The sequence below is a fragment of the Nonomuraea sp. bgisy101 genome, assembly GCF_057708945.1.
Genome location: NZ_JBYITD010000019.1, coordinates 106,842 through 132,822 on the forward strand (window position 1 = coordinate 106,842; position 25,981 = coordinate 132,822).

Annotated in this window: 21 protein-coding genes and 1 pseudogene; 10 read left to right on the forward strand and 12 right to left on the reverse strand. The window is 68.7% G+C overall.

Going from position 1 to position 25,981, the window contains the following annotated elements:
- Positions 1-56 precede the first annotated feature (56 nt).
- The 4 genes from AC3EO4_RS31820 to AC3EO4_RS31835 are packed head-to-tail and all read right to left on the reverse strand — an operon-like array spanning position 57 to position 4,733.
- Positions 57-2,435 carry a lantibiotic dehydratase gene (locus tag AC3EO4_RS31820; protein WP_431899017.1) on the reverse strand — a complete coding sequence of 793 codons (2,379 nt, stop codon included), beginning with the start codon at positions 2,433-2,435 and terminating at the stop codon, positions 57-59.
- A gap of 14 nt (positions 2,436-2,449) precedes the next feature.
- Positions 2,450-3,094, reverse strand: coding sequence for an O-methyltransferase (locus tag AC3EO4_RS31825; protein ID WP_431899019.1), 645 nt, complete (start codon positions 3,092-3,094; stop codon positions 2,450-2,452).
- Positions 3,095-3,111: 17 nt separating this feature from the next.
- Entirely contained in the window at positions 3,112-3,840 is a 729-nt protein-coding gene (locus AC3EO4_RS31830) for a tryptophan 2,3-dioxygenase family protein (RefSeq protein WP_379582415.1), read from the reverse strand.
- A 2-nt stretch (positions 3,841-3,842) separates the two neighbouring features.
- The gene (locus tag AC3EO4_RS31835; RefSeq protein ID WP_431899021.1) at positions 3,843-4,733 is read right to left on the reverse strand and encodes an ABC transporter ATP-binding protein; all 891 of its coding nucleotides are present in this window, start codon (positions 4,731-4,733) and stop codon (positions 3,843-3,845) included.
- Positions 4,734-4,899: 166 nt separating this feature from the next.
- On the opposite strand from AC3EO4_RS31835, the gene AC3EO4_RS31840 reads away from it, so the two are divergent.
- The 3 genes from AC3EO4_RS31840 to AC3EO4_RS31850 are packed head-to-tail and all read left to right on the forward strand — an operon-like array spanning position 4,900 to position 7,819.
- Entirely contained in the window at positions 4,900-5,832 is a 933-nt protein-coding gene (locus tag AC3EO4_RS31840; RefSeq protein WP_379582419.1) for a thioesterase family protein, read from the forward strand.
- 24 nt (positions 5,833-5,856) lie between these two features.
- Positions 5,857-7,311: a 4-hydroxyphenylacetate 3-hydroxylase family protein gene (locus AC3EO4_RS31845; protein WP_431899024.1), complete on the forward strand. Its 1,455-nt coding sequence runs from the start codon at positions 5,857-5,859 to the stop codon at positions 7,309-7,311.
- A gap of 7 nt (positions 7,312-7,318) precedes the next feature.
- A complete protein-coding gene (locus tag AC3EO4_RS31850; protein WP_379582423.1) occupies positions 7,319-7,819 on the forward strand; it encodes a flavoprotein in 501 nt (166 codons plus the stop codon).
- Positions 7,820-7,837: 18 nt separating this feature from the next.
- On the opposite strand, the gene AC3EO4_RS31855 is transcribed toward AC3EO4_RS31850, so the two are convergent.
- From AC3EO4_RS31855 to AC3EO4_RS31870, 4 genes are all read right to left on the reverse strand, one after another.
- Complete coding sequence (locus AC3EO4_RS31855) at positions 7,838-8,668, reverse strand: thioesterase family protein (protein ID WP_379582424.1); 831 nt, start codon at positions 8,666-8,668, stop codon at positions 7,838-7,840.
- A 57-nt stretch (positions 8,669-8,725) separates the two neighbouring features.
- Entirely contained in the window at positions 8,726-9,463 is a 738-nt protein-coding gene (locus AC3EO4_RS31860) for an ABC transporter permease (protein WP_379582426.1), read from the reverse strand.
- 135 nt (positions 9,464-9,598) lie between these two features.
- Positions 9,599-11,392 carry a non-ribosomal peptide synthetase gene (locus AC3EO4_RS31865; RefSeq protein ID WP_431899027.1) on the reverse strand — a complete coding sequence of 598 codons (1,794 nt, stop codon included), beginning with the start codon at positions 11,390-11,392 and terminating at the stop codon, positions 9,599-9,601.
- Positions 11,389-12,369, reverse strand: coding sequence for a ParB/RepB/Spo0J family partition protein (locus AC3EO4_RS31870; protein ID WP_431899029.1), 981 nt, complete (start codon positions 12,367-12,369; stop codon positions 11,389-11,391). Before AC3EO4_RS31870 ends, AC3EO4_RS31865 begins: the two co-directional genes overlap by 4 nt.
- Before the next feature lie 743 nt (positions 12,370-13,112).
- Between AC3EO4_RS31870 and AC3EO4_RS31875 the strand changes: the two genes are divergently transcribed.
- Positions 13,113-13,331, forward strand: coding sequence for an MbtH family protein (locus AC3EO4_RS31875; RefSeq protein WP_431899031.1), 219 nt, complete (start codon positions 13,113-13,115; stop codon positions 13,329-13,331).
- A 270-nt stretch (positions 13,332-13,601) separates the two neighbouring features.
- Here the strand turns inward: AC3EO4_RS31875 and AC3EO4_RS31880 are convergent, their stop codons facing one another.
- The gene (locus AC3EO4_RS31880) at positions 13,602-14,189 is read right to left on the reverse strand and encodes a TetR/AcrR family transcriptional regulator (protein ID WP_379582435.1); all 588 of its coding nucleotides are present in this window, start codon (positions 14,187-14,189) and stop codon (positions 13,602-13,604) included.
- Positions 14,190-14,256: 67 nt separating this feature from the next.
- Here AC3EO4_RS31880 and AC3EO4_RS31885 point away from each other — a divergent pair, with 67 nt between their 5' ends.
- The 3 genes and pseudogenes from AC3EO4_RS31885 to katG all read left to right on the forward strand — a co-directional run bounded on the left by AC3EO4_RS31885 (position 14,257) and on the right by katG (position 18,501).
- Positions 14,257-15,423, forward strand: a complete 1,167-nt coding sequence (locus tag AC3EO4_RS31885; protein ID WP_379582437.1) for an FAD-dependent monooxygenase — start codon at positions 14,257-14,259, stop codon at positions 15,421-15,423.
- A 358-nt stretch (positions 15,424-15,781) separates the two neighbouring features.
- Positions 15,782-16,202: pseudogene (locus tag AC3EO4_RS31890) on the forward strand (Fur family transcriptional regulator).
- Between the two features lie 22 nt (positions 16,203-16,224).
- A complete protein-coding gene (gene katG / locus AC3EO4_RS31895) occupies positions 16,225-18,501 on the forward strand; it encodes a catalase/peroxidase HPI (protein ID WP_431899034.1) in 2,277 nt (758 codons plus the stop codon).
- Positions 18,502-19,084: 583 nt separating this feature from the next.
- Here katG and AC3EO4_RS31900 read toward each other — a convergent pair.
- The 3 genes from AC3EO4_RS31900 to AC3EO4_RS31910 all read right to left on the reverse strand — a co-directional run bounded on the left by AC3EO4_RS31900 (position 19,085) and on the right by AC3EO4_RS31910 (position 22,729).
- Positions 19,085-21,874 carry an NUDIX domain-containing protein gene (locus AC3EO4_RS31900; RefSeq protein WP_431899036.1) on the reverse strand — a complete coding sequence of 930 codons (2,790 nt, stop codon included), beginning with the start codon at positions 21,872-21,874 and terminating at the stop codon, positions 19,085-19,087.
- A 76-nt stretch (positions 21,875-21,950) separates the two neighbouring features.
- Entirely contained in the window at positions 21,951-22,340 is a 390-nt protein-coding gene (locus AC3EO4_RS31905; protein ID WP_431899038.1) for a hypothetical protein, read from the reverse strand.
- Positions 22,337-22,729: a YbaB/EbfC family nucleoid-associated protein gene (locus AC3EO4_RS31910; RefSeq protein ID WP_379582446.1), complete on the reverse strand. Its 393-nt coding sequence runs from the start codon at positions 22,727-22,729 to the stop codon at positions 22,337-22,339. The genes AC3EO4_RS31905 and AC3EO4_RS31910 overlap by 4 nt, the downstream gene beginning before the upstream one ends.
- A 404-nt stretch (positions 22,730-23,133) precedes the next feature.
- Between AC3EO4_RS31910 and AC3EO4_RS31915 the strand changes: the two genes are divergently transcribed.
- From AC3EO4_RS31915 to AC3EO4_RS31925, 3 genes are read left to right on the forward strand one after another with little or no spacing between them, the layout of a single operon-like run.
- Entirely contained in the window at positions 23,134-23,778 is a 645-nt protein-coding gene (locus tag AC3EO4_RS31915; RefSeq protein ID WP_379582450.1) for a helix-turn-helix transcriptional regulator, read from the forward strand.
- A complete protein-coding gene (locus AC3EO4_RS31920) occupies positions 23,775-24,908 on the forward strand; it encodes an aminotransferase class I/II-fold pyridoxal phosphate-dependent enzyme (RefSeq protein ID WP_431899041.1) in 1,134 nt (377 codons plus the stop codon). Before AC3EO4_RS31915 ends, AC3EO4_RS31920 begins: the two co-directional genes overlap by 4 nt.
- Positions 24,905-25,891 carry an ornithine cyclodeaminase family protein gene (locus AC3EO4_RS31925; RefSeq protein WP_431899043.1) on the forward strand — a complete coding sequence of 329 codons (987 nt, stop codon included), beginning with the start codon at positions 24,905-24,907 and terminating at the stop codon, positions 25,889-25,891. The genes AC3EO4_RS31920 and AC3EO4_RS31925 overlap by 4 nt, the downstream gene beginning before the upstream one ends.
- Positions 25,892-25,981: the final 90 nt, after the last annotated feature.

A 25,981-nucleotide genomic window follows, 5' to 3' on the forward strand; every position in this document is an offset into this window, starting at 1 on the left:
GTGTCCGGTGTGCACTGTAGAACGCGTCTGTATCGGTGTTCGAGTGGGGAAAACGCTCAGTCGGCCGTGGCACGGTCCACGAACAGCAGCCGCAGCTCCGCGGTGTAGCGGTTCCCTTCGGAGTCGGCCAGCCACGACTGCTCGGGTCCGGGCAGCATCTCGGAGAAGGTCACCGACGCGTCCTGGTTCACGGCGACGGCCCGCAGGAGCCTGGCCAGGTTGGCCACCTGAACCTCGCTGCGGAGGTCCACGAACACCGGTTTGGTCTCCGAACTGACCGAGGCGAACACGATCTCCGGCAGTTCGTGCTCGCGCCGCCAGCGCCGGGCGGCCAGGAAGTGCTCGGCGTCGCTGCGCACGGAGATCCAGTCCAGCTCGGCGACCCGGAAGGACCATGTCTCGCGGAACACGACCGTGTTGTCCACAACCACCCGGGGCGTGTGGTCATATCCCTTGACCACCTGCTTGAACACGTCCATGAACTCGTACATCAGCCAGGTGCCGTGGACGTCGGCGATGTCGAACCACCGGTCGGCGCCGGGCAGCCCGGTGACCAGCCTGCCGTCTTCGCGGCGGACCTCCAGCCCGCACAGCGGGAGCAGCCGGTCGGAACCGCGCGGAGGGAACGGGGACACACACAGCCACCAGTCGTGCTCGTCGTGGAGCCACGGATAGATCCGCGCGGCCACCCGGGGATAGTCCTTGACCGGGCTGAGCAGCACCCGGCTGTCGGGGATGACCGTCGCCAGCGTGGCACGCAGCTCCTCGATGTCGGGGTGTCCCCCTGCGAAGACGGGCATCTCGAACGGGCAGTAGGCGACGTGGAGCTCGCCGATCACGGGCTGGAACTCGCCGCGCGCGAACGCCTCGGCGTCGTCGGCCGCGATGAGCAGGTCCACGCTGTGAGTCCAGGCGAATCCCCAGCTCGGGGTCGCGTCCGCGAAGGTCTCCTCGACCTGCGGGCGGATCTCGTCGCCGGCGCGCGTCACCACGTGAGCGTCGGTGTCCAGGTCGAGGACCGCGCGCCAGCGCGCCACGAACTCCTTCGCCAGATGGTCCACCGGGCGATCACCGGGCACGAACACCTTGTCGGCGCAGGCGAACACGAGCTCGGCCAGGCCGACGGTCTCGACGCCCAACGCGTCGAACGCCTCGGAGAACACGGCCCGCACCTGCCGTGCCGCCTCACTGGCGAACCAGCGGGCGCTCGTCAGCAGCAGCGACAGCGGGACGGCGCAGGATTCCAACACCTGAGGCCCGAACGACAGCTCCACGTCACGACCGCATTCGATGTAGGCCAGACGCCGGCCACCGTAGGCCTGGCCGGGGCGCCGCATCGGATCGACTCCGGTCAGCGTCGTGAACTCCCGCTCCAGGCTCCGGTACAGGCGGAGCAGGTCGGCCACGTCGCGGTAGCCCGCGAGTGCGTCACGCGCCTGTTCGAGCCGGTCGAGCTTCTCGGTCGCCCGCTCACGGACCTTGGCGTCGCCGATGGCGTCGAGGCGCCTGCGCAGCTCACGCTCGGCGTTCTGCACCAGCGGCGGCTCCAGGTCCCACAGCACGAGCCCCTTGGCGGCCAGGCGGTCCAGCTCTGCGTACACTTCGGCGGGGTCGGAGCCGTACTCGGCGGCTATCTCCCGCGCGGCCCGCCCGCCGTCCAGGAGGGCAATCAGCCGGGCTTCGTCGGCGGAGAGCTCGACCGGCCCCGCCATGGTCCGGGCGTGCGTGCCCGAGACGTAGACGGTGGGGTGGCGGCGCGGTGCGATCCACGGGCGCACTTCTGGGTCTTGGGACAGGGTCGCCGCCAGCACGTCGATGGCCCAGGGTTCCAGGAAGAGTTCGCCATGGCTCGCCAGGGCGGGGCCCGGTCTCATGCGCAGCGTCTCCCCGCTCGACCGGAGGCCGAACCAGCTCACCGGGCCGAAGAAGCCGATCGTCTCGTTCTTCGCGCAGTACCTGGTCCAGTAGTTGGCCACGAGCCGCTGGCGCTTGCGCAGCCGGTGGTTGTTCGGGGTGTCCGGGCCCGACTGTCCGAGCGTGATGATCATCGGCTCGATGAGGTCGGGGTTCTGCCAGGCCATGGCCTCCTGGAAATCGCTGCGGCGGGCGATCCTGCGCAGCAGTTCGGCCTGCCGCGCGCCGGCCCGGGCGACCACCGCGTCCAGATCGCCGCCCGCCTCGTCCAGCCGGCGGTCCACGGCCGCGGCGTAGTCGGCGTCGCCGAGTTCGAGCAGACCGCCGATCGGGAACCCGGCGCTGCGGAGCACGCCTTGCGAGAGCACCGTGAACCCCCCTGGCAGCGGGAGGAGAGTGCCCGGTGGCAGTGACGAGGCTTGCGGGCTGGGGGCGTCCAGACGGGCGAGCGGTTCTGCGGCTGTGCCGGACGCGTCCGGCACCATGCCGGTGGTGGCTTCGCCGGTGATGGCATCGGTCATGTGTGCTCCAGTCATCACCGAGTGGTCGGCTCGGGGCAGGCACGGCGGATCACGGTCACTCCGGCGCGGATCGTCAGCATCACCTGGACGAGGTCGGCCCGGCTCGCCACGTGAGCGTTGAAGGCGTGGACGGCCGCCGCCTCTTCCGGGTCGGGGGTGATGGCGAACTGCAGCGCGTTGTCGACCACGATGAACCCCTGTTCGCCGAGCAGGGGAAGCACGGCGTCGAGATATGTGATGTAGGACGGCCTGTCCGCATCGAGGAAGACCAGCTCGAAAGGCCCGCCGAGCTCGGCGAGGGTGTCGAGGGCCAGTCCCTCTCGCACCTCGACCCGATCCGCGTACGGCGAGGCCGCGATGTGGGTGCGGGCGATCGCGGCGGTGGGGGCGTCAGCCTCGAGGGTCACGATCCGGCAGCCGGTGGGCATGGCCTCGGCCATGCACAGCGCCGAGTAACCCGTGAACGTGCCGATCTCCAGGATGCGCCGCGGCCGTACCATCGCCACCAGCATCGCGAGCAGCGCGCCCTCGACCGCGCCGATCATCATCTCGGGTCGTTCCATCGTCGATCTGGTGGCGGCGGCCACCTTGGCGAGCAGCGGCGAGGGCGGGCTCGTGTGCTCCTCGGCGTACAGCTCGATCTTGGGTCGGACGATCATGACAGGTCGCCTCTGATTCAGCCGGAGAACTGGAGATCTGGCCGGATCGACCACAGATCGGGGTAGAACCTGCGGTTGCAACGGTGCTCCAGGAACGCGACGCCGGTCGTACCGCCGGTGCCGGGAGCATTGCCGATCTGCCGTGCGGCGGCCAGGGCGTGCCGCTGCCGCCAGATGCTGAACGCCTGGTCGTGGTCGAGCAGCGCTTCGCAGAGCGCGAACATGGGCCCTGCCTGCCGGTAGATCTCCAGAAGGGCGCGCGCCCGCCGGGCGCGGGCCTCGCCGGTGTCGTCGACGGGCATGTCGTGGCCGTCGCCCTGTGCGTGCAAGCACAGCGCGGACCAGAGATCCTCGCCCGGGTCGGCAGCCGGGGTTCCGGGGCCGGGGGGTGGGCACGAGAGCCGCTCGATGACGGCGAACTGCCGTGACTCGGCGGCGGAGGTCGTGCCCAGGGCCGGGCGCAGCGCGCCGAAGCCTCCAGGAGGGAGCTGGTCGATCAACACGAACTGGTCGATCAGCAGCCGTTCCACCTCACGAACGCGGCGCAGCCGTTGCAGGGCCGCACCCACCTCGTCGGCGCCGAGGGCCTGGATCGCACCCTGGATGTCTTCGATGATCAATTTGAACCACAGCTCGCTGACCTGGTGTACCACGATGAAGGGCAGCTCGGTTGCGGTGTGCCCGGTGCGGGGCCGCTGCAGGCTGAGCAGACGGTCGAGTTCGAGATACTCGTGGTATCCAGCCACGATCAGGACGCCTCGACATCCATGCTGCGCATGCCGGTGAGGTTGATGAACACCGTTTCGAGGGATGGCTTGATGACGTTCACAGCCTCCAACCGGCCGCCGCCGGCGGTCACCTGAGCGATCGCCGCGGCTATGTCATCGCCCTGGACCACCTGCACCGTCCCGTCCACGGTCATCTCGATCTGGCCGCCCCCGTGCTTGCCGATCAGGTCGTCGACGTCACCGGCGGCGATGACCTCGCCATGGTTGATCATCACGATCGAGTCGCAGGTGGCTTCGACTTCCTGGAGCTGATGGCTGGACAGCAGCACCGCGACACCGGCTTCGCGACGGCGCGCCACCGCGGCGAACAGCGTCTCGCGTGAGCCGACGTCGAGCGCGGCCGTCGGCTCGTCGAGGAGGAGCAGGTCCGGCACCGCCACCATGGCCGCGGCGACGTGGACCAGCCGCTGCTGTCCGATCGACAGGTCCTTGGGCAGCTTGCCGAGCAACGGCCCGAGCTCGAGCTCGACGGCCAGTTCGGCGAGCACCTCCTCCGCGTTCTCGACCCCCGACAGGTGACCGAAGAAGATCAGGTTCGTCTCGACGGGCAGCCCCGGATACAACTCGATCTCCTGGGCGGCGATCGCCACAGGCGATCGGCCCGGTGTCCTGCTCGGCGCGATGCCCACGTCGCCGGAATCCGGCTTCAGCAGCCCGGCCATGCACCGCACGGCGGTCGTCTTGCCGGCGCCGTTGGGCCCGATCAGACCGACCACCGACCCAGGCATGACATCGAGGTCGAGTCCCTGGAGTGCGATCACGTCGCCGTAGGCCTTCCGCAGCCCCCGGACCCGCGCGGCGGGCCGAGTCGAGGCTAGGGCAGCCTCTCCGGATTCATCGTCAACGCTCATACGAGCCTCCAGACCGTTAGTAGGGGCAACCCCCACGGCCCGCACATCCTGCCATTCCCTGTGACGCACGAAGAAGTGACCAACTGCGGCATTCCCACAGTCGGCACCGTCCCCGCGCGAAAAGCGCTGCTGTCGGCTGGTATTTCGCCCGTGGTAGGTGTCCCGTATGTCGAATCTGGAGCGGCAAACCGCGGTCGAACGGACAGGCGACGGGACCTACAGAGGCGAGATCGTCGAGGACTGGAGGATGTGGGTACCGGTCGGCGGGTACCTGACCTCGATCGCCCTGCGCGCGGCTCAGGCCCACGCGTCGAGTACGACGACCCAGCCGGTCAGCGTGTCGTGCCACTATCTGAACGAGGCGAGGGTCGGCCCAGCCGACCTCGAGGTCACGACGTTGCGCAGCACCGACCGGGCGTCGTCGTTCCTCGTACGGATGACCCAGGATGGCCGGGACATCCTCGCCGCGCTGGTGGCGGCCGCACCCGCCGTCGATGTCGGGCCGAAACTCAACTGGCAGGAGGCTCCCGCCGCACCCGCGCCGGAGGACTCCGAGGCGACCATTCTCGACGACGACGTGCTCGCGCTGATGGGCGAGGAACCGTTCTGGAAGAACCTCGAGTTCCGCATGATCAAGGGACTGATGGGGTCGCACAACTACCCGGGGATCGACCACCTCACGCAGGAGGAGCTCAAGTTCACTCCGAGGCGGGACGCGCACATCCGAGGATGGCAGCGGATGGCCTGTGGCGAGGGACAGAAGGATCCGTGGGTCGACGCCTGCCGTTCCATCATCATCACCGCGGCCATGCAGTTCGCGACGGTCGCCGACCCCTTCACGCCGCCGCTGCAGTTCATCGCGCCGACGATGAGCCTCACCGTCGACTTCCACACCTTCCACCCGGAAGCGCAATGGTTGCTGGCGGACGCCGTCGGCAGCTACGCGGGCGACGGCATCCTCGGCGCGGAGACCAGGCTCTGGACGCGCGATGGCGACTTCATCGCCACCGCCAACTCCAAGATGACCTACCACGACTTCGCGGAGCCCAAGACCTCGGAGCGCCTGGGCAAGTCGTGGTTCCAGCTGACAGAGGAGTGACGGCAGGGAGCCGAGGGACAGCCCATGCGTAAGGGATCGGACTACCTGTCCGCGATCGGGGACGAGCGCGAGGTCTACGTCGACGGCGAGCGCGTCCGCGACGTCACCGGACATCCGGCGTTCGCGCCGATCGCGCGGACGGTGTCGGAGCTCTACGACATCGCCGCCGACCCGGCGAGCGGGATGACCGCGTACGCCAGGGAGATCGACGGACCGGCCAACATCGTGTACTCCATGCCGCAGAGTCACGAGCAGCTGGTGGCGCGGCGCAAAGCGATCGAGACGTGGGCGCGGCACACCTATGGCTGGGTGGGCCGCGGCCCCGATCACGTCGGCTCGTTCCTGGCCGGCTTCGCCGCTCATCCCGAGGCGTTCCGATCCGAGAAACACGACTTTTCGCGAAACGTCACCACGTACTACGAGCGGTTGCTGCGTGACAGCCTCTACGTCTCGTACGCCATCATCCCGCCACAGGTCTCCCGGATCACGACCGCGCACGCGTGGGAGGGCGACCTGATCCAGGTCGGCGTGGCCGACGAGCGCGACGACGGCATCGTGGTGCGCGGCGCCCAGATGCTCGCGACCGGCGCGGCGGTCGCGGACGAGATCTTCGTGTCGTGCATCAAACCGTTGACGCCGGAGGACCGCGACTTCGCGCTCGGCTTCGTGGTGCCGATCGCTACACCCGGTCTCAAGCTGTACTGCCGGCGCCCCTACGCCCCCGCGGCGACCTCACCGTACGACTACCCGCTCAGCAGCCGCTACGACGAGACCGACGCGCTGGTCGTCTTCGCCGACGTGTTCGTGCCGTGGGAACGGGTCTTCGTCTACCGGGACATCGACGGCCTGAGGCGCCAGTTCTTCGCCACGGGGGCCCACGTCCTGGGCAACTCGCAGGCACAGATCAGGTTCGCCACGAAGCTCCGGTTCCTCGCCGGAATCGCGCGCAAGGTCGCGCAGACGACCGGCGTCGACCGCGTCCCCGGCGTACAGGAGAAGCTCGGCGAGCTCGCCGCGATCGTGTCCCTCGTGGAGTCGGCGGTGCTCGCAGCCGAGTACGGTGCCGAACCCGACGACGCCGGCGTGTGGCTGCCGCGGCCGCGACCGCTCTACGGCGCGATGGCCATGCAGGCCGAGCTGTACCCGCGGGTGCTCGCCATCCTGCGCGACCTCACCGGCGGTGGCGTGCTGCAGGTGCCGTCGTCGGTCGCCGAGTTTCGCAATCCTGCCACACGTCCCGACATCGACCGATACGTCCAGTCGCCCGGTGTCCCGGCCGAGGAGCGCGTGAAGCTGTTCAAGCTCGCCTGGGACGCTGTCGGCAGCGAGTTCGGCGGACGCCACCATCAGTACGAGATGTTCTACGCGGGCGCACCGTACGTGGCGAAGGGATACGCGTACCGCAACTTCGGGTACGAGGAGTCGCTCGCCGACGTGGAGGAGTTCCTGGCCTCCTACCGCCTCGACGACGACTGGTGAGCCGCAGGTGCCGGTGCTCTACGTGATCATATGCGCGGCCGGTGTGGCCGGGGATGTCGGTTGCCTGGTCGAGATGGCCCAGAACGAGGGGTGGGCCGTCCAGGTCGTCGCCACGCCGTCGGCACTCGACTTCATCGACGTCCCGGCGCTGGAGAAGCAGACCGGCCGCTCGGTTCGGAGCACGTACCGCAAGCCCAACGAGCCGAAGTCCCCCAGAGCGGATGCGATCGTCGTGGCTCCGGCGACCTTCAACACGATCAACAAGTTCGCCCAGGGCATCACGGACTCCTATGCCCTGGGGGTCATGGCCGAGGCTCCTGGCCTGGGCATCCCGCTCGTGGTCCTGCCCGCGGTGAACAGCGCTCTGGCAGCGCGCGTTCCGTTCCGCGCCGCAGTGGAAAGCCTGCGGGCCGAGGGTGTCCACGTGGTGCGCACCCCCGAGGGAGCCGGCGCGTTCCCGTGGCACCTGGCGCTGGCCGCCCTCCAGAGGTCGAACGGCCGGCCGTGACCTGCCAGGTGAGACGGCTCAGGACCGGATCTCCCTGCAGAGCAGGGTGCTGAAAGCGGAGGCGATCAGCGTGCCGTCCGAGCTCCACAGGCGGCTCTGGCCGGACACCAGCCCCTCGTCTGCGATGTCGGCCATGCCGTCGACCAGCAGCCATTCGGAGTCCGGCTGGGCCTGGTGGAACTGGATGGACAGGTCGATGGTCGGCGCGAGGTAGCTGATCTCGTACGGGCGCCCCTTGCTGCCCGCCGCCCACGTGTTGAGGTCGAGGAGGATCACCGCTCGGGCCGCGTCGACGAAGGCGTCGTCGAAGGTCGCTTGCGGGAGGAAGCGCCACCAGGCGGACCACCGTGCCTCGGCGGCCGCGGGGTCGGGCACGCCTGGGTGTTGCCATGCGAAGGGCTTCCATTCGATGTTGCGGAAGATCGGCATCGGCGGTTCCATGTCCGGGCCCACCAGATCGATGATCGAGAGCAGTTGCTCGTGGCCGGGCAGGTCCGGCCGTCGCACGTGGTCGTGGACGAGTCCCACCAGGTCGGTGGCGACCATCCAGACAAGGCTCTCGCAGACGGGACGGCCCTCCTGGGACATCGACACCCGGATGGACTCCGCCCTTCTGGAGGTCCGTAGCGTAGTGACGTCGATGTCCACGTGGCCATGGCGGGCGCCGGACAGGAAGTGGGTGGACATCGACGCCAGCCGCGGCAGCGCACTGTGCGCCTGGACCGCGCGCAGCCCGAGAGCCGCGACATAACCTCCGTTGGGCCCCCAGAAGTCCCAGTCCGCCGAGAGCTCGGCTTGGTATCGACCATCAGCCCCTTTGACGACCATGTCATCGGCGAGGTTTCCCACTTCTTCCGTCCTTTCGCATGGCGTTGGGGAACTGGACCGTCGGACCTGCCGTAGCCGTCAGGAGAAGAAGGTCTTGCGCTGCTCGTGCTTGTAGAAGATCCCGGACAACACGAAGCAGACGGCGGCCATCCCGAACAGGACGGCCGCCGGGCCGAGCACGTCGGCCAGGCCGCGGCCCTCGGCTATGACACTCTGAAAGCCCTGGAACGACCAGTAGACCGGGGAAACGGGTGCGATCGCCTGGACCCAGCCGGGGAAGGTCTCGATCGGCGCCAACGCGCCCGCGCCCCCCACCAGCAGCAGCGTCCCGATGCTCACCAGCGAGTTGAGCTGGGCGATGCTGGTGCAGACCACGGCCAGCAGCAGCCCGATGCCGAGCTCGGCGGCGACCAGGCCGATCGTCACCAGGGCGAGCCCGAGGACGCTCCCGCGGATCTGCAGCCCGAACGCCGCCCAGCCCAGCGGGAACAGCACGAGGTACTGCAGCAGGAACATCACGGCCAGCGGCGTGAGCTTCCCCACGATGACGGCGAACGGCCGGGTTCCGCTGGCCCGCAGGCGGTCCCACGTCATCCAGCCGTGGTCGCGGTAGAACGCGAGGCCGATGGCAGAGAGCCCGAAGAAGCCGAACAGCGCGGCCAGGCCCGGAATGGCCCGCGCCGGGCCACCGACGATGCCGTTGGCGAAGAAGGCCAGCAGCAGGCCGGGGATGATGATGAGAATCACCACGATCCAGGGCTGGGTCCTCATCAGGCGTGCCTCATGGCGTGCGATCACTAGCGCTCGAGAGTTCATGATCTCCTCAACGGCCGGCTCGCTGCTTCTCGTGGTGCCTTGGATGCGCTTTCGTACGTTCGGATTGCTCCACCATGGCCGCAGAGCCTTGTGAAACACAACGGTGGAACCTTGGCGCGCGAGTGCGGATGACGCTCAGTCAGGCACCCCGCGCGAGTCCGGCGCCACCTCGGCCAGGTTGGCGGCGATGTCGCTGATCCGGCCGGATCGGTAGAGCGTCCGCAACGGCAGCCGTACGCCGAGGTCTTTCCTGATCCGCCCGATCAGCTTCGCGGCGAGCAGCGAGTGCCCGCCGAGGACGAAGAGATCGTCTGCGGGGCCGACCTGGTCGACGCCGAGCAGCTCGGCGACGACGGTGCACAGGTAGCGCTCATGGGCCGACCGCGCCTGACGGCCGGAGACGGCGCGCCGCTCCGGCTCCGGCAGAGCCTGGCGGTCGACCTTTCCGTTGGGCGTGAGGGGAAGGTCCGGTACCTCGATGATCGCGGCGGGTGTCAGGTAGTCGGGAACATTGCGCGCCAGGTACTCGCGTAACCCCTCCGGATCGCCACCGTCGGTGACGACATAGGCCACCAGATGCTTGCCCAGGTGCTCGTCGTCTCTGGCGATCACGGCGGCCTGCCGTACGCCAGGGTGCCGGGCAAGGACCGACTGGACCTCACCGGGTTCGACCCGGAAGCCCCGAATCTTGACCTGGTCGTCGGCGCGTCCGTGGAACACGAGTTGCCCGTCCTCGGCCGCCGAGGCCAGATCGCCCGTGCGATACAGCCGTTGGCCGGCCTCGAAGGGGCTGGCGACGAACCGCTGGGCCGTCAGCTCGGGCTGCCCGAGATAGCATCGCGCGAGCCCTGGGCCGCCCACATAGATCTCGCCGATCTCCCCGGCGCCGACCGGGCGGAGAGCGTCGTCGAGCAGGTGCACGACGGTGTCGGTGAACGGCCTGCCGATCGGAACGCCGGCTCCGCCGTACGGCTCGCTGATGGTCGCGCCGACGGTGGTCTCCGTCGGGCCGTATCCGTTGAGCAGCCGGCGGCCGCGCGCCCACCTCTTCGCGATCGCCTCCGTGCAGGAGTCACCGGTGGACACGATCGTCGCGCCGATCAGCACATCGTCGTCGAGAGCGGCGAGCACCGCGGGCGGGAGGGTGGCGTGGGTTATCCGGCCATCGCGGAGCAGATCATGCAGCCGCGAATCGGGGACGGACCTGTCGCCCTGTGCCGGTGCGAGCACCAGTGTCGCGCCGGAGAACAAGGCGGACGAGTAGTCCCAGAACGCCGCGTCGAAGCTGATCGAGGCCCACTGGAGGACTCTGCTGCCCGGGCCGACGCACAGCGTGCGGCGCTGGGTGTCGGCCAGCCCCGCCATTCCTTGGCCGGTGATCACGACGCCCTTCGGGGTGCCGGTGGACCCGGAGGTGTAGATCACGTACATCGCGTGAGCCGGGTGCGCCGGTGTGGTTCGCTCGGCGTCGGTGAGGTCGCCGGCGCTCAGCTCGGCCAGGGCCGCCACGGTCTCGGGCCGATCGAGTTCGAGGCAGATGACCTCGTCGGCGGCATCTTCGAGAAGCCGGCCGGCCGACGTGGTGGTGATGGCCAGCGCGGGCCGCGCATCACGGATCATGAAGGCGAGGCGTTCCCGAGGGTAGGTCACGTCAAGCGGAAGGTAGGCGGCGCCGGACTTGAGCACCGCCAGCACGGCGACGACGCAGTCCCGCGAGCGCGGCAGCGCGACCGCGACGACCTGTTCCGCACCGACCCCCGAAGCGACCAGTCGGCGGGCGAGCTGGTTCGCCCGGGCATTGAGCTCACGGTAGGTCAGCGAGTGGCCGTCGTCTTCGACTGCGGCCCGAGCCGCATGACGGCGGACGCACTGCTCGAACAGGGCCGCGGCCGTGGCCGGTTCGCACCTTGGCGGCTGATGGGCCGTCATGGCTGGGCCTGGCTGCGACTTCGCATCTCACCGGCGATGCTGAGCCATGAGTTGGCGAAGGAGCAGGCAAGGTCGGCGATGAGGCTCGAACAGTGATCAGGGACGTTGTCGGCCAGAAACTCCCTGCCCTTTTCGACCTGCTGGCACTGCGAACTCAGCCAGCGCAACATGGCACGCCCCTTATCGGTCATGCGGACCGTGGGATCCTTGCTCAGCTTCTGCAGGATCTCGTCACGGCAGTCGAACGACTGCAGGCTCTTGATCCGCTCCTGGAGTTTGCACTCCGGCGTGAGCTGCTCGTTGGGGTTACCCGGGCGCCGGCGTTCGGGCACGGGGTTCTCTCCCCTGCGAAGCCGATCACGGACGTCTCGCACAGTACTGGGAGAGATACCGGCCTTCCGTGCGATCTCTCGCGACGAGGACTCCGGATACAGGGTGATCAGCTCGCTGGCGTACCGCCGGCCGTCGACCGTGTTGAGCGGGCGGACCCGCCCGTCCCGGCCGACCCGTTCGCGAACCTCGGTCAGCGCGGCGGGCGAGTCTCGGCGGATGGCCCCCACCGTTTTCGCCGACAGTCCCGCCACCTCCGCGATGGCACGATCGGACCAACGCGGGTAGAGCATGACTATCCGCGCCGCCGCCGCTCTCCGATCCGAGAGCGAGAGCGGCAGGCCGTGCTGGATGTTCGCCTTGACCGACATCACGAACGCGTCGGCGTCGTTGCAGTCGTGGAAGATGACCCTGATCGTGTCGTCACCGCGTAAGACCGCGGCCTTGAGGCGGTGCATGCCATCGATGACACGCATCGTCGCGCGATGGACGAGAATCGGCGGGAGGTCCTCCGCCTCTGCAAGCAGGCAGATATGTTCCACGTCCTCACCGTCGAGCCGCGGAGAATCAGCCGGCAGCACACTCTCGATCGGCAGGCTTTCGTGGTGACCGGGTGGCTGCGCCGATAGGTGGGCGATAGCGAGCACAGAACGGGCTTGTCCGTTGGAATGTACCAACGTATCCCCCTATCAAAGCAGGTTGTGTTCAAAACACCGGGTGCACGTTTCCGGATCAGGGCCAATCCGCCCCGGCGACGATGATCGCTCAACACGGTCGAGCATCCCACAAACGGAAGATTCGTCAAGGCGCGGTAAACGATTAGCGTTAAGCCTCAAGAAGATGGACTTAGTTGAAATGTACGCCAATTCCACCACTTGACATTGATCACAAGGCGGCCAGCAGGTCTTTCGTCGCCACAATCAGCTTTCTCCTCCGTCGAACACATGTTGTTCCGTCAAAGAATCCGAAACATTCCGGAGCGTGACCGGACCGTCACCGTGAATGAGGCGGTCGCCCGCGACGCGACATCAGGCCGGCGGTCGCGCCAGACGGCCTGCTCGCCGGCGGGGACGATCCTGGCGACTGTCCAGCGGTTCAACCGCAGCCCATGAACGCCGGACAGGAGTCGGCCCGATACGCATTGCGCACAGGCAGGGGCACAGCGGGCCGCCTGGCCGTCCCCTGGTCGCGAACGGTCGGTTGCCGCAGGGCCCATCGGCGCTCAACATACTGACCGAATGGGAGTGGAGGTGCCCCGCCCGGTCACCGAAGGCTCTCCGACACATAGATCACCGGCGAGCTTCCGTCGCGGGGGCGCTGGTCAAGTATCACCTCTCCTATTCACTCCAGAAACTACAGCCTCGCTCCATTTCCCATTGAAAGAGATTCCATGAGCAATCCATTCGATGATCTCGAGGGTGGCTTCCTCGTGCTCGTCAACGACGAGAAGCACTACTCTCTTTGGCCGGAATTCGTCGATTTACCGGCTGGCTGGACCGTGATATATGGGCCGGGAGGTCGTGCCCGCTGCCTGGACTACATCCGCGAACATTGGACCGATCTACGACCCGCAAGTCTTGTCGAGCAAATGCGGGATGACTGCAACTGAACGAGCTCGTGTCAGTCTCGTCCGCCAACTGACATGCCCATGTGGGTCAGCGCCGAGCGGCCAGCCCAGAAACTCTTTCTCGACGTCGCATGCCCAGGTCCGAAGCGTTCTCGTGCGCCGAGACCGAGTAGCTGAAGGCCGTCGGGAGGATGGCCGCGCGCGGCGACGATCTGCCGGGCATGTTCGTGCTGGGTACGCAGGGCATCGGCGGTGACCACCACGCCGGCCAGATCCAGGCTGCTCAGCGGGGCCGGCCCTCGCGTCTGCGGGCTACTGGCCCAGCATGCCCCTGAACAGTTCCCGGACTCCCAGCCTGATGCCCTCCTCGGCCGGCTCGGGCCCGGCCCCGACCAGGGCGTCGAACATCACACCTTCCAGGAACGCCACCGCCTGCTGGCCGTGCCGTGCCGGATCCGGTGAGCCGAGCGCGGTGAACATCGCCACCACCGGATCGCGAAGCCGACGGCCCACCGCGTCGTAGAGTTCGCGCAGTCCCGGGTGCCGCGTGGCCTCCATCGCCAACTCATAGCGGGCGATACTCTGGCGGCGCTCCGACGTGAGCCGGACGTGAAGCGTCCTGGCGGTCATCGCGGCGAACATGTCGAGCACCGCCGCCGTGGCCGTCCCCTCCGGCACCACCGGCTCCGCGCCGAACCCGAACGCCACCGTGTCGAGTTCGGCGAGCCGTTCCAAGACCAGTTCCAGCAACGCCAGTCGGGTGCGGGCCACGTTGGAGGCCGAGCCTGGAGCGAGTCCGGCCGTCTCGTCCACCGTGCGGTGGGTCAGGCCGTGGACGCCTCGCTCGGCCAGCACGGTGATGGCCGTATCGGCGACCAGTTCGGCACGTTGCGATTTCATGGCGCCTCCTTCGATGTGATACTACGATCATAGTAAATCCAACTACGATCGTAGTAAGGAGATTGCCATGGGACACGCTGTGGTGATCGGAGCGGGGATCGGCGGGCTGGCGGCTGCGGTGGCGCTCCAGCAGCGAGGATGGGAGGTGACATCCTTTGAGCGCGCGCCGTCCATCGAACCCGTGGGCTCGGGACTGTCCGTCTTCGCCAACGCGCTCAAGGCACTGAATGTGCTCGGCGTCGGCGATCAGGTACGGGCGCTGTCGGCGATCCGCGGTGTCGGAGGTGTACGGCGCGCCGGCAGCGGGCGCTGGCTGGTGCACATGACCGAGGAGGCCGCCGCCCGGCACGGCGACCCGGTGGTGCTCCTCCGCCGCGCCGACCTGGTGGAAGCGCTGGCGGCACGCCTCAAGCCGGGCACGATCCGGCTGAACACCACGGTCACCGGCGCCGATCCCGACACCGGCCGCGTGACCTTCCGGACCGGCCAGGAAGGACAGGACGTACGGCCGGGCGGGACGGGCGAGGTGACAGGCGATCTCGTGGTGGCCGCCGACGGGATCCACTCCCCTATCCGGGCAGCCCTGTTCCCCAGTCACCCGGGACCTCGCTACGCCGGCATCACCGCCTGGCGAATGCTCGTCCCCGGCCACGGCGTGCCGGGCCAAACCTTCGAGACATGGGGCGACGGCAAGGTCTTCGGCTACATGGCGCTCGCCGACGAGCTGGCCTACTGCTACGGCACCAACGCCGTTCCTGCCGGCGGGGGCGGGGGCGACCAGCGGGCGGAACTGCTACAGTTGTTCGGCGACTGGCATGCGCCCATCCCCGCCCTTGTGGCCGCCACTCCGCCGGCGAACATCATCAGGAACGACGTCTACTACCTGCCTGCCCCGCTGCCCGCCATGCACCGGGGCAGAATCGCGATGCTCGGCGACGCCGCCCACGCCATGACGCCCAACATGGGCCAGGGCGCCTGCCAGGCGATCGAGGACGCCGTCGTGCTGGCCCATGTCGCAGGCGAAGAGCACGGCCTGGCCGCCTACACCGCCGCCCGGTTGGCACGCACCGCCAAGGTGGTGGCCCAGTCCGCCGCGATCTGCCGCGTCGTACGGCTGCGCAACCCGCTGGCCGTACGGCTGCGCGATCTCGGCGTGGCGACGACCTGGCGATTCGCTCCGCGCCTCCTGACCGGTCCGCTGGACGACCTCCTGGCCTGGACCCCGCCCACCTGAAATCCATCGGCTCGTATGCGTTCGTTCTGCCCGCGATGCTCGAGCTGCTGTGCAAGCGGGATCCAGACTGCGCCTGGCCCATGTCCAGGGTGTGCTTCGGCGGGTACTGGACATCACCCAGCTCTACAAGGCATTCGCCATCGATCCGGTGCAGGTGTCGCGCTGACCTCGTGGCTGCTGTCGTGGCCGAGCCTGCACTTCGCCGCGCCCTGGACGCCTGCGCTGTCTACGGCCGCCTGGCCTGCAGCCACAGGCGCGAGCACGTGCTCGCTTGCCCGACCCCTGGCCGAAGCTGCGAGTCAGACGACAGGGCACGGCCGCGTATCTGCTCTTCGAAGGGGGCGACTATGTTGGCCATATGGCGTCTGACTTCGAGGCGCAATTGAGAGCGGTTCCGTTGCGCGTGACCCGGCCGCGGTTGGCAATGCCCGCCGCGCTGCGCGATCACGCGCACGTCGACACCGACACGGTGATCGCCCTGGTACGGGCGGAAGGTCTCCCGCCAGGCGGTGTACGACGTGCTGTGTGCGCTGACCGACGCCGGTTTGGTGCGGCGCATCGAGCCCGCCGGTACGACCGCCCGCCACGAGTCACGGGTGGGGGACAACGACCACCATGTCGTGTGCCGCTCCTGCGCTGCGATCGCGGACGTCGGCTGCGCCGTCGGCCACACCCCTTGTCTCACCGCCTCGCATGGCCGGGGCTTCGTGGTCGACGAGGCGGAGGTCGTCTATTGGGACACCTATCGCGGCTGTGCGACCAGACGCATTGCCCAGTGATCCGGCAGTTCGGAGGAAGCAGATGAGCGACATCCAGGACAACGCCCCCTCCAGCGCGCAGGGCGTGGACCAGAAGGCGGCGGCCGGATACCCGGTCGCGCAGGACTCCGTGACCGCGCATGGCAGCGAGAGCGAGAACCCCGCAATCGACTCGCCGACTCCGAAGACCGGCGGTCGTCCGCGCACGAACAGGGACTGGTGGCCCAACCAGCTCGACCTCTCGGTGCTGCGCGCGCACTCGTCCAAGGGCAACCCACTGGCAGAGGGGTTCAGCTACACCAAGGAGTTCGAGAAGCTCGACGTCGAGGCCCTCAAGCAGGACATCATCGAGGTGCTCACCACCTCGCAGGACTGGTGGCCGGCCGACTTCGCCCACTACGGCGGTCTCATGATCCGGATGAGCTGGCACGCCGCGGGCACCTACCGCATCCACGACGGTCGCGGCGGGGCCGGCGATGGCGCTCAGCGTTTCGCCCCGCTCAACAGCTGGCCCGACAACGCCAACCTCGACAAGGCCCGCCGGCTGCTGTGGCCGGTCAAGCAGAAGTACGGCCAGAAGATCTCGTGGGCCGACCTGCTCGTGCTCGCCGGCAACGTCGCCCTGGAGTCGATGGGTTTCAAGACCTTCGGCTTCGGCTTCGGCCGCGAGGACGTCTGGGAGCCAGAGGAGATCTTCTGGGGGCCGGAGGACGCCTGGCTCGGTGACGAGCGCTACGTCACCGGTACCGAGATGGTGCCGAACTTCGGCGCGACCGAGATGGGTCTCATCTACGTCAATCCGGAGGGTCCCCGCGGCAACGCGGACCCGGCTGCGGCGGCGCATTTCATCCGCGAGACCTTCGGCCGGATGGCGATGAACGACGAGGAGACTGTCGCTCTCATCGCCGGCGGCCACACGTTCGGCAAGACCCATGGCGCCGGCATCGCCGACGACCACGTGGGGCCGGAGCCAGAGGGCGCGCCGCTGGAGGCGCAGGGCCTGGGCTGGCTGAGCAGCTACGGCACCGGCAAGGGCGGTGACACGATCACCAGCGGTCTCGAGGTGACGTGGAGCGACCGGCCGACGCAGTGGAGCAACCGTTTCTTCGAGATCCTCTTCGGCTACGAGTGGGAGCGCACCACGAGCCCCGGAGGCGCGAAGCAGTGGGTCGCGAAGGACGCCGAGGCGATCATCCCGGACGCCCACGACCCGTCGAAGAAGCACAAGCCGACCATGCTCACGACCGATCTGTCGCTGCGTGTCGACCCGACGTACCAGAAGATCGCCCTCCGCTTCCTGGAGAACCCCGACGAGTTCGCGTTGGCCTTCGCCAAGGCCTGGTACAAGCTGCTGCACCGGGACATGGGTCCGGTGAGCCGCTTCCTCGGACCGTGGGTCGCCGAGCCCCAGCTGTGGCAGGACCCGGTGCCGGCCGTCGACCACGAACTCGTGAATGACGCCGACGTCGCTGCTCTCAAGGCGAAGGTCCTGGAGTCCGGCCTCACGACCGCTCAACTGGTCTCCACCGCCTGGGCCGCCGCCGCGAGCTTCCGGTCCACCGACAAGCGCGGCGGCGCCAACGGCGCCCGGCTTCGTCTCGAGCCGCAGCGCAGTTGGGAGGCCAACCAGCCCGAGCGACTCGCGACGGTCTTGGACGCCCTTGAGGGCATCCAGCGTGAGTTCAACGAGGCCGGCGGCGCGAAGATCTCGCTCGCCGACCTGATCGTGCTGGCCGGTTCGGCCGCCGTCGAGAAGGCAGCAGAGGAGGCCGGCCTGGCGGTGACGGTGCCGTTCCGTCCGGGCCGCACCGACGCCACGCAGGAGCAGACCGACGTCGAGTCCTTCCGGGTCCTCGAGCCGCGGGCCGACGGGTTCCGCAACTACCTGCGTTCCGGTGAGAAGACCCAACCGGAGGTGCTGCTCGTCGATCGCGCCTACATGCTCAACTTGACCCCGCCCGAGATGACCGTCCTCATCGGCGGCCTGCGTTCGCTCGGAGCCAACTTCGGCGGTATCCAGCACGGCGTCCTCACCGACCGGCCCGGCGCGCTCACCAACGACTTCTTCACCAACCTGCTCTCCCCGGGCACCCGGTGGAAGGCATCGGAGTCCGAGGAGCACGTGTACGAGATTCGCGACGTGGCCACCGATGAGGTGAAGTGGACCGCCACCGCGGTCGACCTCATCTTCGGCTCCAACTCCCAGCTACGAGCCCTCGCGGAGGTCTACGCCAGCCAGGACGCCCGCGACAAGTTCGTGACCGACTTCGTTGCAGCCTGGACCAAGGTCATGGAACTCGACCGGTTCGACCTCGCCTGACCTGTCTCCACCCGACGAGCCCGGTCGAGCCACCGTGATCGACCGGGCTCGTCCGGCAACACCGGCACCTGACCGCTCCGCGATCACCGCGCCCCGCCGCCTCCACCCGCATCGGTCGGTGGCGGGGCGCACCGCGTGCGCCGTCGAAGGCGCTCGAGCCCGTCCCGCCAGGCTGACGAGCTCTTCTATGCCGCCGACGGGGTTCTCGTCACCTCGGTGCAACAGGTCTCGTCGCCCGGCGGCCCAGAGTGCTTCGGGCAGGACTCGCACGCCTTGGATGGCGATCTGGGCGCGTTGCGGGCGTTGGAACACGGATGAAGGCCGATGATCAGGCGGGTGTGACACCCGCCGCTCCTTACCCTGACTGGGAGACCGCGCGCGCGGCGTGATGAGCTGTTCGCGCTGGCCCAGGCGGTGTTGTGCACCGACGGAGTAACGCCCCCTGGTCATGACCTGGGCGGACGTCATTATCTGCAGGCGCAATGCCGGACAGTTCCCGCAAAAGGCCGCGGGCGCGGCGGAGGCGTCAGCTCGGTGATCTGTTTCTTGGCCTACGCGCTTTCGCCGACGTCATCCGGGACGGTCATGGGAGACCCTTGTAGGGGTTCGGTATCCAGCCGACGACGTACTTCTTGAGCTCGTTCAGGTCCTCGCCAAGGAAGACCATCTCCGTCTCCCTGACGGACAGCGAGTTGCTTGGGTCCGGCGCGAAGAGCTTGCTGGCGGGGATCCTGAGCAGGGCGATGTCAGGTGTTTCCCGGGTGATCCCCCTGAGCCACCCATCCGTGGAGGCCAGGGCCCTCTGCTGGCTGACGGCCACCGAGATGAACGGCGTGTGGTTAGTGTCACCTTTCATGTGCTGCTCGGCCCGCATCCGCACCCAGGACGGGTCCTGCAGCTTCGCCCGCACCGTCGCCTGCTCTTGCGGGGACAACATCGAGAGCTTGGGTACAAGGGCGTAGCGGTTGAACCTGTCCTCCCATCTGACCACAGTCACGTACTGCTCGCCCTTGCTCGGAGGCGCGTCCCTGATGGCCGGTGGGCCGTCGGCCAGATCGGCGGAGGAGGGGTGTGTGCCGGCCGGGCCTGCGTCCGCGCCGGTGTGTGTGGGATTCGGGGAGGTGTCGGTCGAGGACAACGCCGCCGGCCCGGCCGGGTCACTGCCGTGTTTGGCGGCGTGGAACAGCGACAGCACATCGTTCAAAGACTTGGCCAGAGCGGGGTGCAGCTCGCCCTGGGAGGCCATGTCACGCAGTTCGAACAGCGTCACCCATTTGGCGTCGGCAGTCTCGATCTTGTCGACTTTGGGGGTGAATATTTCGCCTTCGGCGGCGATACTGGTGTATTTCCAGCCGTTGGCGGCTTCCACCACATGGGTTCCCGTGAGCTCCAGCGTGTCGAGGTAGCCCTGGTTCACGCCCAGTTCTTCGCTGATCTCCCGCGCCGCGCCCTGCGCGGGTGTTTCCTTGCTGTCCAACGCCCCGCCGGGCAACTGCCACTTGCCCACGTTCGAGCTGACACCCGGACCGCATTGCACCAGCAGGTAGCGCTCCACACCCGTGGCGTCGGTGTTCCTGATCAGCACCCCGGCGGCGCCGTACTTGCCCCACAGCCCGGGACCGGCCCACCCGTCACCGGACCTGCCGGTGTCATCCAAGATCTTGAACGGGCTGGAGGAGGCGTCCTTGACCCCGCCGACCGGCCCGCCGCTGTCGCCATGCCAGGCCACCGAAGTGTCGCCGCCACTGTCGGCATGCCCGGCGACCGTGGCACCGCCGTCGGTGTGAGAGGCCGCCGACGGGCCTGCGGCGCCGGCATGCCCGTCGGCCACCGGCGAGACAACAGACGGGGAAGCGGAAGACGGGTGAGCGCCCGGAGAGACGGTCGACGGGTGGACGTTGGTCGAGGAGACAGGGTGAGGAGCCACCGACGGGGCAGTGTGCTGCCCACCGGCCGGTGATGTGGTGCCGGAGCCGCCGGGATGCGTCGGCAGAGGAGGTGCCCCGCCGGCGGGGCCCTTCGACGCAGGCGCAGGGGCGTGCGGCGTGCCCGCACCGTTGATCAGCGAATCGATGCTCGGCTTGGGCTTCGGCCCGGTAGTGGTGTCCGACTGCCCCAACGCGTGGAAGACCGGTCCCGGCTTGCCCGGCTCAGGCTTGACGACACCGCCGTGGTGTTGGGAGGCGCTCGTCGCGGCGTCGATGTCCACGTGATGAGGGGTGGGCCCTAACGTGCTGTCGGCGGGTCCCTTCGTGACGTATGTGGCCTGCGACAAGCTCGTGCTGAGGTCCAATGTGCCGTGCACGGGGGATTCGGCGTAGGTGTAGTGGAAGTCGTAGCCCCCTGGGGTACCGTGCTGCGCTACGCCAGACGCCTGGGCGCCCATCGTCGGGTGCGGCCCGCCCACGGCGCCGGGCGTCGAGCTCTGCAGCCACGACGGCGGCAGGCCGCTGTTCCCCGATCCGCTCGAGGGCGGGTGGGGACCGTCGTGCGAGGTCGGAGAAAGGTCTCCACCCGTCTTCAACCCAGGCCCGGTCCCCGCTATCGATCCGGTCGAGGGATTCCAGCTAGCCCAATGGGCATCCGCACCCCCCAGGAAACCCGCCGTCACATTCATCAAGACGGTCCGCAACGTCTTCTCATCCAACGGCCGGCCACTGAACAACTCCATCGTCGCCGCGGTGGCACCCCCGGCCAACCCCGACCGCGTCATCAAACCCCACATCGACCGCGTGGGGAAAAACCCCGTGAACGCCGTCAAGAACGCGCCTGTCAACGCGCCAGAACCCGCCGACGTCAGCACCTGCTGCCAATCGATGTTGTCACGACGACTCTGCGAAGCCTGCACCGCCAGATCCATACCGCCCAGCAGCACGCCGAAAAACCCCACATTGATCAGCAGCCGCTTGCCCAACTGCGCGATCGCCAGCCGGGTCAACTGCAAACGCGGCCCGATCATCGCCAGCGAAACGCCACCCCAAGGCCCCACCGCCGCCGCGAGCAACCACCCGATCTGAAAGATCAGAAACCAGACCGCCACCTCGATCATCCGCTTGGTGTACTCGACCTGCACACCAACCCGGTTGAACTCCAGCGCCGCCGCCACCAACCGCTCAACCAGTTCGACCCGCCTGTCCCCCCACACCTGGCGCACGAACGTCAGAAACGCCTCCAGCGCCTCGCCATCCCAGTCCTCACCAGGACGCGCCGCCTGCGTCAGCCCCTCTCCGGCCATGACGTTCTTTGCCGTGGCCGCACATGCGTCAGCCAGCCGGAAGCACCCCGACTCATCACCCTCCGGCCACTCCGTCCCGACCACCCAGCCCACATACGGCTTGGCCCAGTCCGGCACCAGAAACCCATCAAATCCCATGCCAGCTCTCCGCTAGGGCAGCAACGGACGATCACCTGAAGACTGATCCGACGGGTAGAACTCCGGCGGGTACTGCTCAGCCGGATACGCCCTGGACGACTGGCCCGACCACTCCGAAGCCGGAGGGATGGACGGAAGAGGCAGATCCCCGCTCGAGGGCTGTCCGCTCCCATCCGGGTTCGACCGAGTCGTATGTCGAGCCGGTGTCGGCGAGCTTGTCGCGGATCCCTTCGGCCTCGGTGACGCACGCATCGAAGGCGTCCATGATCCCGTCCTGGATCGTGGGCAGCTTCCTTTCCAGTTCGATGCCGTACTGGTCCTTGCCCAGCGGATTGCCCTCGATCATGAACACGTCCAGCAGCGCGCGCTTCTCCCACCACAGGGTGTCCGCCTCTCCGTCGGCGTAGCTCGCACGCGCGCGAAGCCCTGACGTCCTCACGGTGAAGCCAGACGGATTGGCGGTCATTCGCGGCCCTCGAGATTGATCGGCTGGGGAAGGAGCGCGTCGAGCGAGGACTCGTCGCCGAAGAACTCCTCGTACGGCAGGCCTTCGGGCACGAACGGCGACATGAGCTCCTTGGTGCGCTCGGCCACCTCGCCCGAGGCCGCTGAGATCTGCTCGAGGATCGAGTGCGCCAGCTGGGAGGGCGACAGCTTCCCGTAGACGCGCGGGTTGAGCTCGATGTTCTGGACCTGCCCTCGCGGGCCGACCGTCACCGTCACCATGCCGTCGTCAGATTTCCCTACCGCGTTCATCTCACGCAACCGGGTGTAGGCCTGCTTGAGCTGCGCCGCCTGCCGGTTGTACTCCCGAGCCATGTCCTCCATGGCGAGCCGGAACGCGTCCTCGCTCATCCCATCGACCTCACAAACCTCACAAGTTGCGGATCTTTCTATCACCCATTGCCGAAAAATGTGAAAGATCTTGTCACTGTACCCACGGGGCGGGCGGCGACGTTGCGCGATCCGCCTCCTGCTCCCCAGCCGACGAGGACCGCCACAGGGGCCGAGGCGGGTCGGAGCGTCCGGTGAGCCGGTCTCCGGGGTCGAGGTGGCGATTCCGCCCCGAGCCTCTCCTGCGCCGAAGGCCCCGGCCTGTCCGCGGGCTCGCCGGGCACCGTCCGCCGGGCCGGCGACGCGCCATCCCGGATGCCCTACCCGCCGGCCCCCGCCGATACAGGAGGCGGCCAGGCCGACGGGCGCGAGAGAAAGCCCATGCGCTGTGGACTAATTGTCCAGTCTGGACGTAAAGTCCAAACATGGAGATGGCGACGGACGGCGCGGACCCGCGCGTGCGGGCGTGGGCGCCGGTGTGCCAGGCGATCGCCCTGCTGCTGGGCCCCTACGCCGAAGTGGTCCTGCACGACGTGGAGCACGACCGGGTGCTGGGCATCTGGAACCCGATGAGCAACCGCACGGCCGGCGACCCCTCGCTGCTGGGCGAACTGGACGGCCTCGACCCGTCAGCCCGCGACGTCTACGGCCCGTACCAGAAGTTGCTCGCCGACGGCCGCCGGCTGTCATCGATCAGCGCCGTGCTGAGGGACCCCGACGGGCAGCCGTCGGCCGTGCTGTGCGTCAACCTCGACCGCACCCCGCTGGACCAGGCGGCCGCGCTGCTGGCCGGGTTCGCCGCGCCCGTGCAGCCCCGCCCCCAGGCGCTGTTCGACCAGGACTGGGTCGAGCGGGTGCACCACATCGTCGGCTCGTTCGTCCGCGAGCGCAGCCGCCCCGTCGAGCGCCTCGGACGCGAGGACCGCCTCGCCGTCCTCACCGCACTCGACCAGGCGGGAGTGTTCGCCATGCGGCGGGCGGTCCCGGTCGTCGCCGGCGCGCTCAAGGTGTCGCGCTCCACCCTCTACGCCCTACTCGCCGAGCTCAAGGTGCAAAGGAACGACTCGTGACCCGACTGCCCGACTTCCGGCTGGAGACCTACTTCTCCCGATGGGAGTTCACCGCCCGCCACCATCTGACCGCCTCCGACGCGCAGACGATGACCATGGCCGAGTTGCTCGCGCTGGCCGACGACCAGGACCGCCACGCCTGGGAGACGCTGTCGTTCGGCTACACCGAGACCTTCGGCGACCCGGCCCTGCGGCAGGCGATCGCCGGCACCTACACCCACGCCGACGCCGACGACGTGATCTGCTTCGCAGGGGCCCAAGAGGCTCTGTACGTGGCCATGCAGGTGCTGCTCGGGCCCGACGACCACGCGGTCGTCGTCACACCCAACTACCAGTCGGCCGAGACCGTGCCGCTCTCGCTGTGCAAGGTGACCGGCGTCGCCCTGGACCCGGAGCGCGACTGGGCGCTGGACATTGACCAGGTCGTCGCGGCACTCCGCCCGAACACCCGGGTGGTGTCCGTCAACTTCCCCAACAACCCGACGGGGACGCTCATCGACGCGGCGGACTTCGCGCGCCTGGTCCGGCTGTGCGACGAGCGCGGCATCCACCTGTTCAGCGACGAGGTCTACCGCGGCCTCGAACTCGACCCCTCCCGCACCCTGCCGCAGGCCGCCGACCTGTCCGAGCGCGCCCTGTCGCTGAACGTCACCTCGAAGTCGCTGGGTCTGCCCGGACTGCGGATCGGCTGGATCGCCTGCCGCGACCGGGAGTTGCGCTCGCGGCTTGAGCGCGCCAAGCACTACACCACCATCTGCAACGCGGCGCCGAGCGAGGTGCTCGCCCGGATCGCCATCAAGGCCCGCGAGCGGATCCTGGACCGCAACCGCGCCATCATCGCCGCCAACCTCCCGGTCTTCGACGCTTTCTTCGCCGATTTCGGCGAGCTGTTCCAGTGGCGGGCGCCGGACGGCGGCTGCGTGGCCTACCCCCGCTACCTGGGCCCCGACGGCGTGGAGGCTTTCTGCGCCGACCTCGTCGAGCAGGCAGGGGTCCTGCTGTTGCCGGCGGGCATCTACCGCTCCGAGCTCACCGATTCGCCCGCCGACCGCTTCCGCATCGGGGTCGGGCGCCTCGATCCCGAACCGGCTCTCGACGCCTTCGCCGCGTGGTTGCGAGCCCGCCGATGACCGTTCCCGTCCTGGGGCTCGAGGCGCTGGAGGCGGCGGCCCGCCCGGAGACCGTCTTCGAGACCGTCCGCGCCGCGCTCATCGCCCACGCCGAAGACCGCACCACGGTGCCTGCGCCCCTCCACCTGGACTTCCCGCAGGCCGGGGGAGACTGCCACGTCAAGGCGGGATGGATCACCGGCGACGACGACTTCGTCGTCAAGATCGTCTCAGGCTTCTACCGGAATCCCGACCGGGGCCTTCCTACGAACCACGGGCTGGTCTGCGTGGTCAGCGCGCTCACCGGCCAGGTGCGGGCCGTCCTCGACGACAGGGGACGGCTGACCGCCTGGCGCACCGCCGCCGCCGGTGCCCTGGTCACCCACGCGATGTCCAGGGCCGACGCGGGCACGGTGGGGGTGTTCGGCACCGGCGAGCAGGCCGGGCTGCAGGTGGAGTGGCTGGGGATGCTGCGCCCGCTCGCCCGGGTCCTGGTCCACGGCCGCGACGCGCGCAAGGCGGCCGCGTTGTGCGACCGGCTCGGCGCGCTCGGGTACGAGGCCAGGCCCGCCGCCGCCGACGAGACCGCCGCGGCCGACATCGTCATCACCACGACGCCCGCCACCGCGCCGGTACTGGCGGCCGCGGCGATCAGGCCGGGTGCGCACGTCACCGGCATCGGCGCGGACATGCCGCACAAGAACGAGCTGCCGGCCGACCTGTTCCGCCGCGCGGAGACGATCGTGACCGACGACCACAGCCAGTGCCTGCACCACGGGGACTTCGGCCACGCGGTACGGGCGGGGGCGGTGGCGGAACACGCCGACACCGCCGCGGGAGCCGTACTGGCGGGGCCGGCACGACGGTCGGCCACGGCTGTCACGGTCGCCGACCTCACCGGCGTCGGCGCGCTCGACGCGGCCCTCGCCTCGGCCCTGATTCAGGAGCACGGCCTGGTGACCGAGCGTTTCAGCCGACACCCTGATCGCGCGGCCACACCGTGATCGCCTAGCCGTACGCGGGTCGGCCGGTGGTTCGCCGCCGCGGTAGCGCCGGCGACCACGAACGCGGCCGCGAGTGCCGCGCATCCACGA

Coding starts and splice junctions, on each gene's coding strand:
- AC3EO4_RS31905 (WP_431899038.1), bottom strand. CDS start 22,340: ATGACCGCCAATCCGTCTGGCTTCACCGTGAGGACGTCAGGGCTTCGC.
- AC3EO4_RS31840 (WP_379582419.1), top strand. CDS start 4,900: ATGTCGAATCTGGAGCGGCAAACCGCGGTCGAACGGACAGGCGACGGG.
- AC3EO4_RS31900 (WP_431899036.1), bottom strand. CDS start 21,874: ATGGGATTTGATGGGTTTCTGGTGCCGGACTGGGCCAAGCCGTATGTG.
- AC3EO4_RS31880 (WP_379582435.1), bottom strand. CDS start 14,189: ATGAAATCGCAACGTGCCGAACTGGTCGCCGATACGGCCATCACCGTG.
- katG (WP_431899034.1), top strand. CDS start 16,225: ATGAGCGACATCCAGGACAACGCCCCCTCCAGCGCGCAGGGCGTGGAC.
- AC3EO4_RS31885 (WP_379582437.1), top strand. CDS start 14,257: ATGGGACACGCTGTGGTGATCGGAGCGGGGATCGGCGGGCTGGCGGCT.
- AC3EO4_RS31825 (WP_431899019.1), bottom strand. CDS start 3,094: ATGATCGTCCGACCCAAGATCGAGCTGTACGCCGAGGAGCACACGAGC.
- AC3EO4_RS31910 (WP_379582446.1), bottom strand. CDS start 22,729: ATGAGCGAGGACGCGTTCCGGCTCGCCATGGAGGACATGGCTCGGGAG.
- AC3EO4_RS31875 (WP_431899031.1), top strand. CDS start 13,113: ATGAGCAATCCATTCGATGATCTCGAGGGTGGCTTCCTCGTGCTCGTC.
- AC3EO4_RS31915 (WP_379582450.1), top strand. CDS start 23,134: ATGGAGATGGCGACGGACGGCGCGGACCCGCGCGTGCGGGCGTGGGCG.
- AC3EO4_RS31845 (WP_431899024.1), top strand. CDS start 5,857: ATGCGTAAGGGATCGGACTACCTGTCCGCGATCGGGGACGAGCGCGAG.
- AC3EO4_RS31860 (WP_379582426.1), bottom strand. CDS start 9,463: ATGAACTCTCGAGCGCTAGTGATCGCACGCCATGAGGCACGCCTGATG.
- AC3EO4_RS31925 (WP_431899043.1), top strand. CDS start 24,905: ATGACCGTTCCCGTCCTGGGGCTCGAGGCGCTGGAGGCGGCGGCCCGC.
- AC3EO4_RS31820 (WP_431899017.1), bottom strand. CDS start 2,435: ATGACCGATGCCATCACCGGCGAAGCCACCACCGGCATGGTGCCGGAC.
- AC3EO4_RS31835 (WP_431899021.1), bottom strand. CDS start 4,733: ATGAGCGTTGACGATGAATCCGGAGAGGCTGCCCTAGCCTCGACTCGG.
- AC3EO4_RS31865 (WP_431899027.1), bottom strand. CDS start 11,392: ATGACGGCCCATCAGCCGCCAAGGTGCGAACCGGCCACGGCCGCGGCC.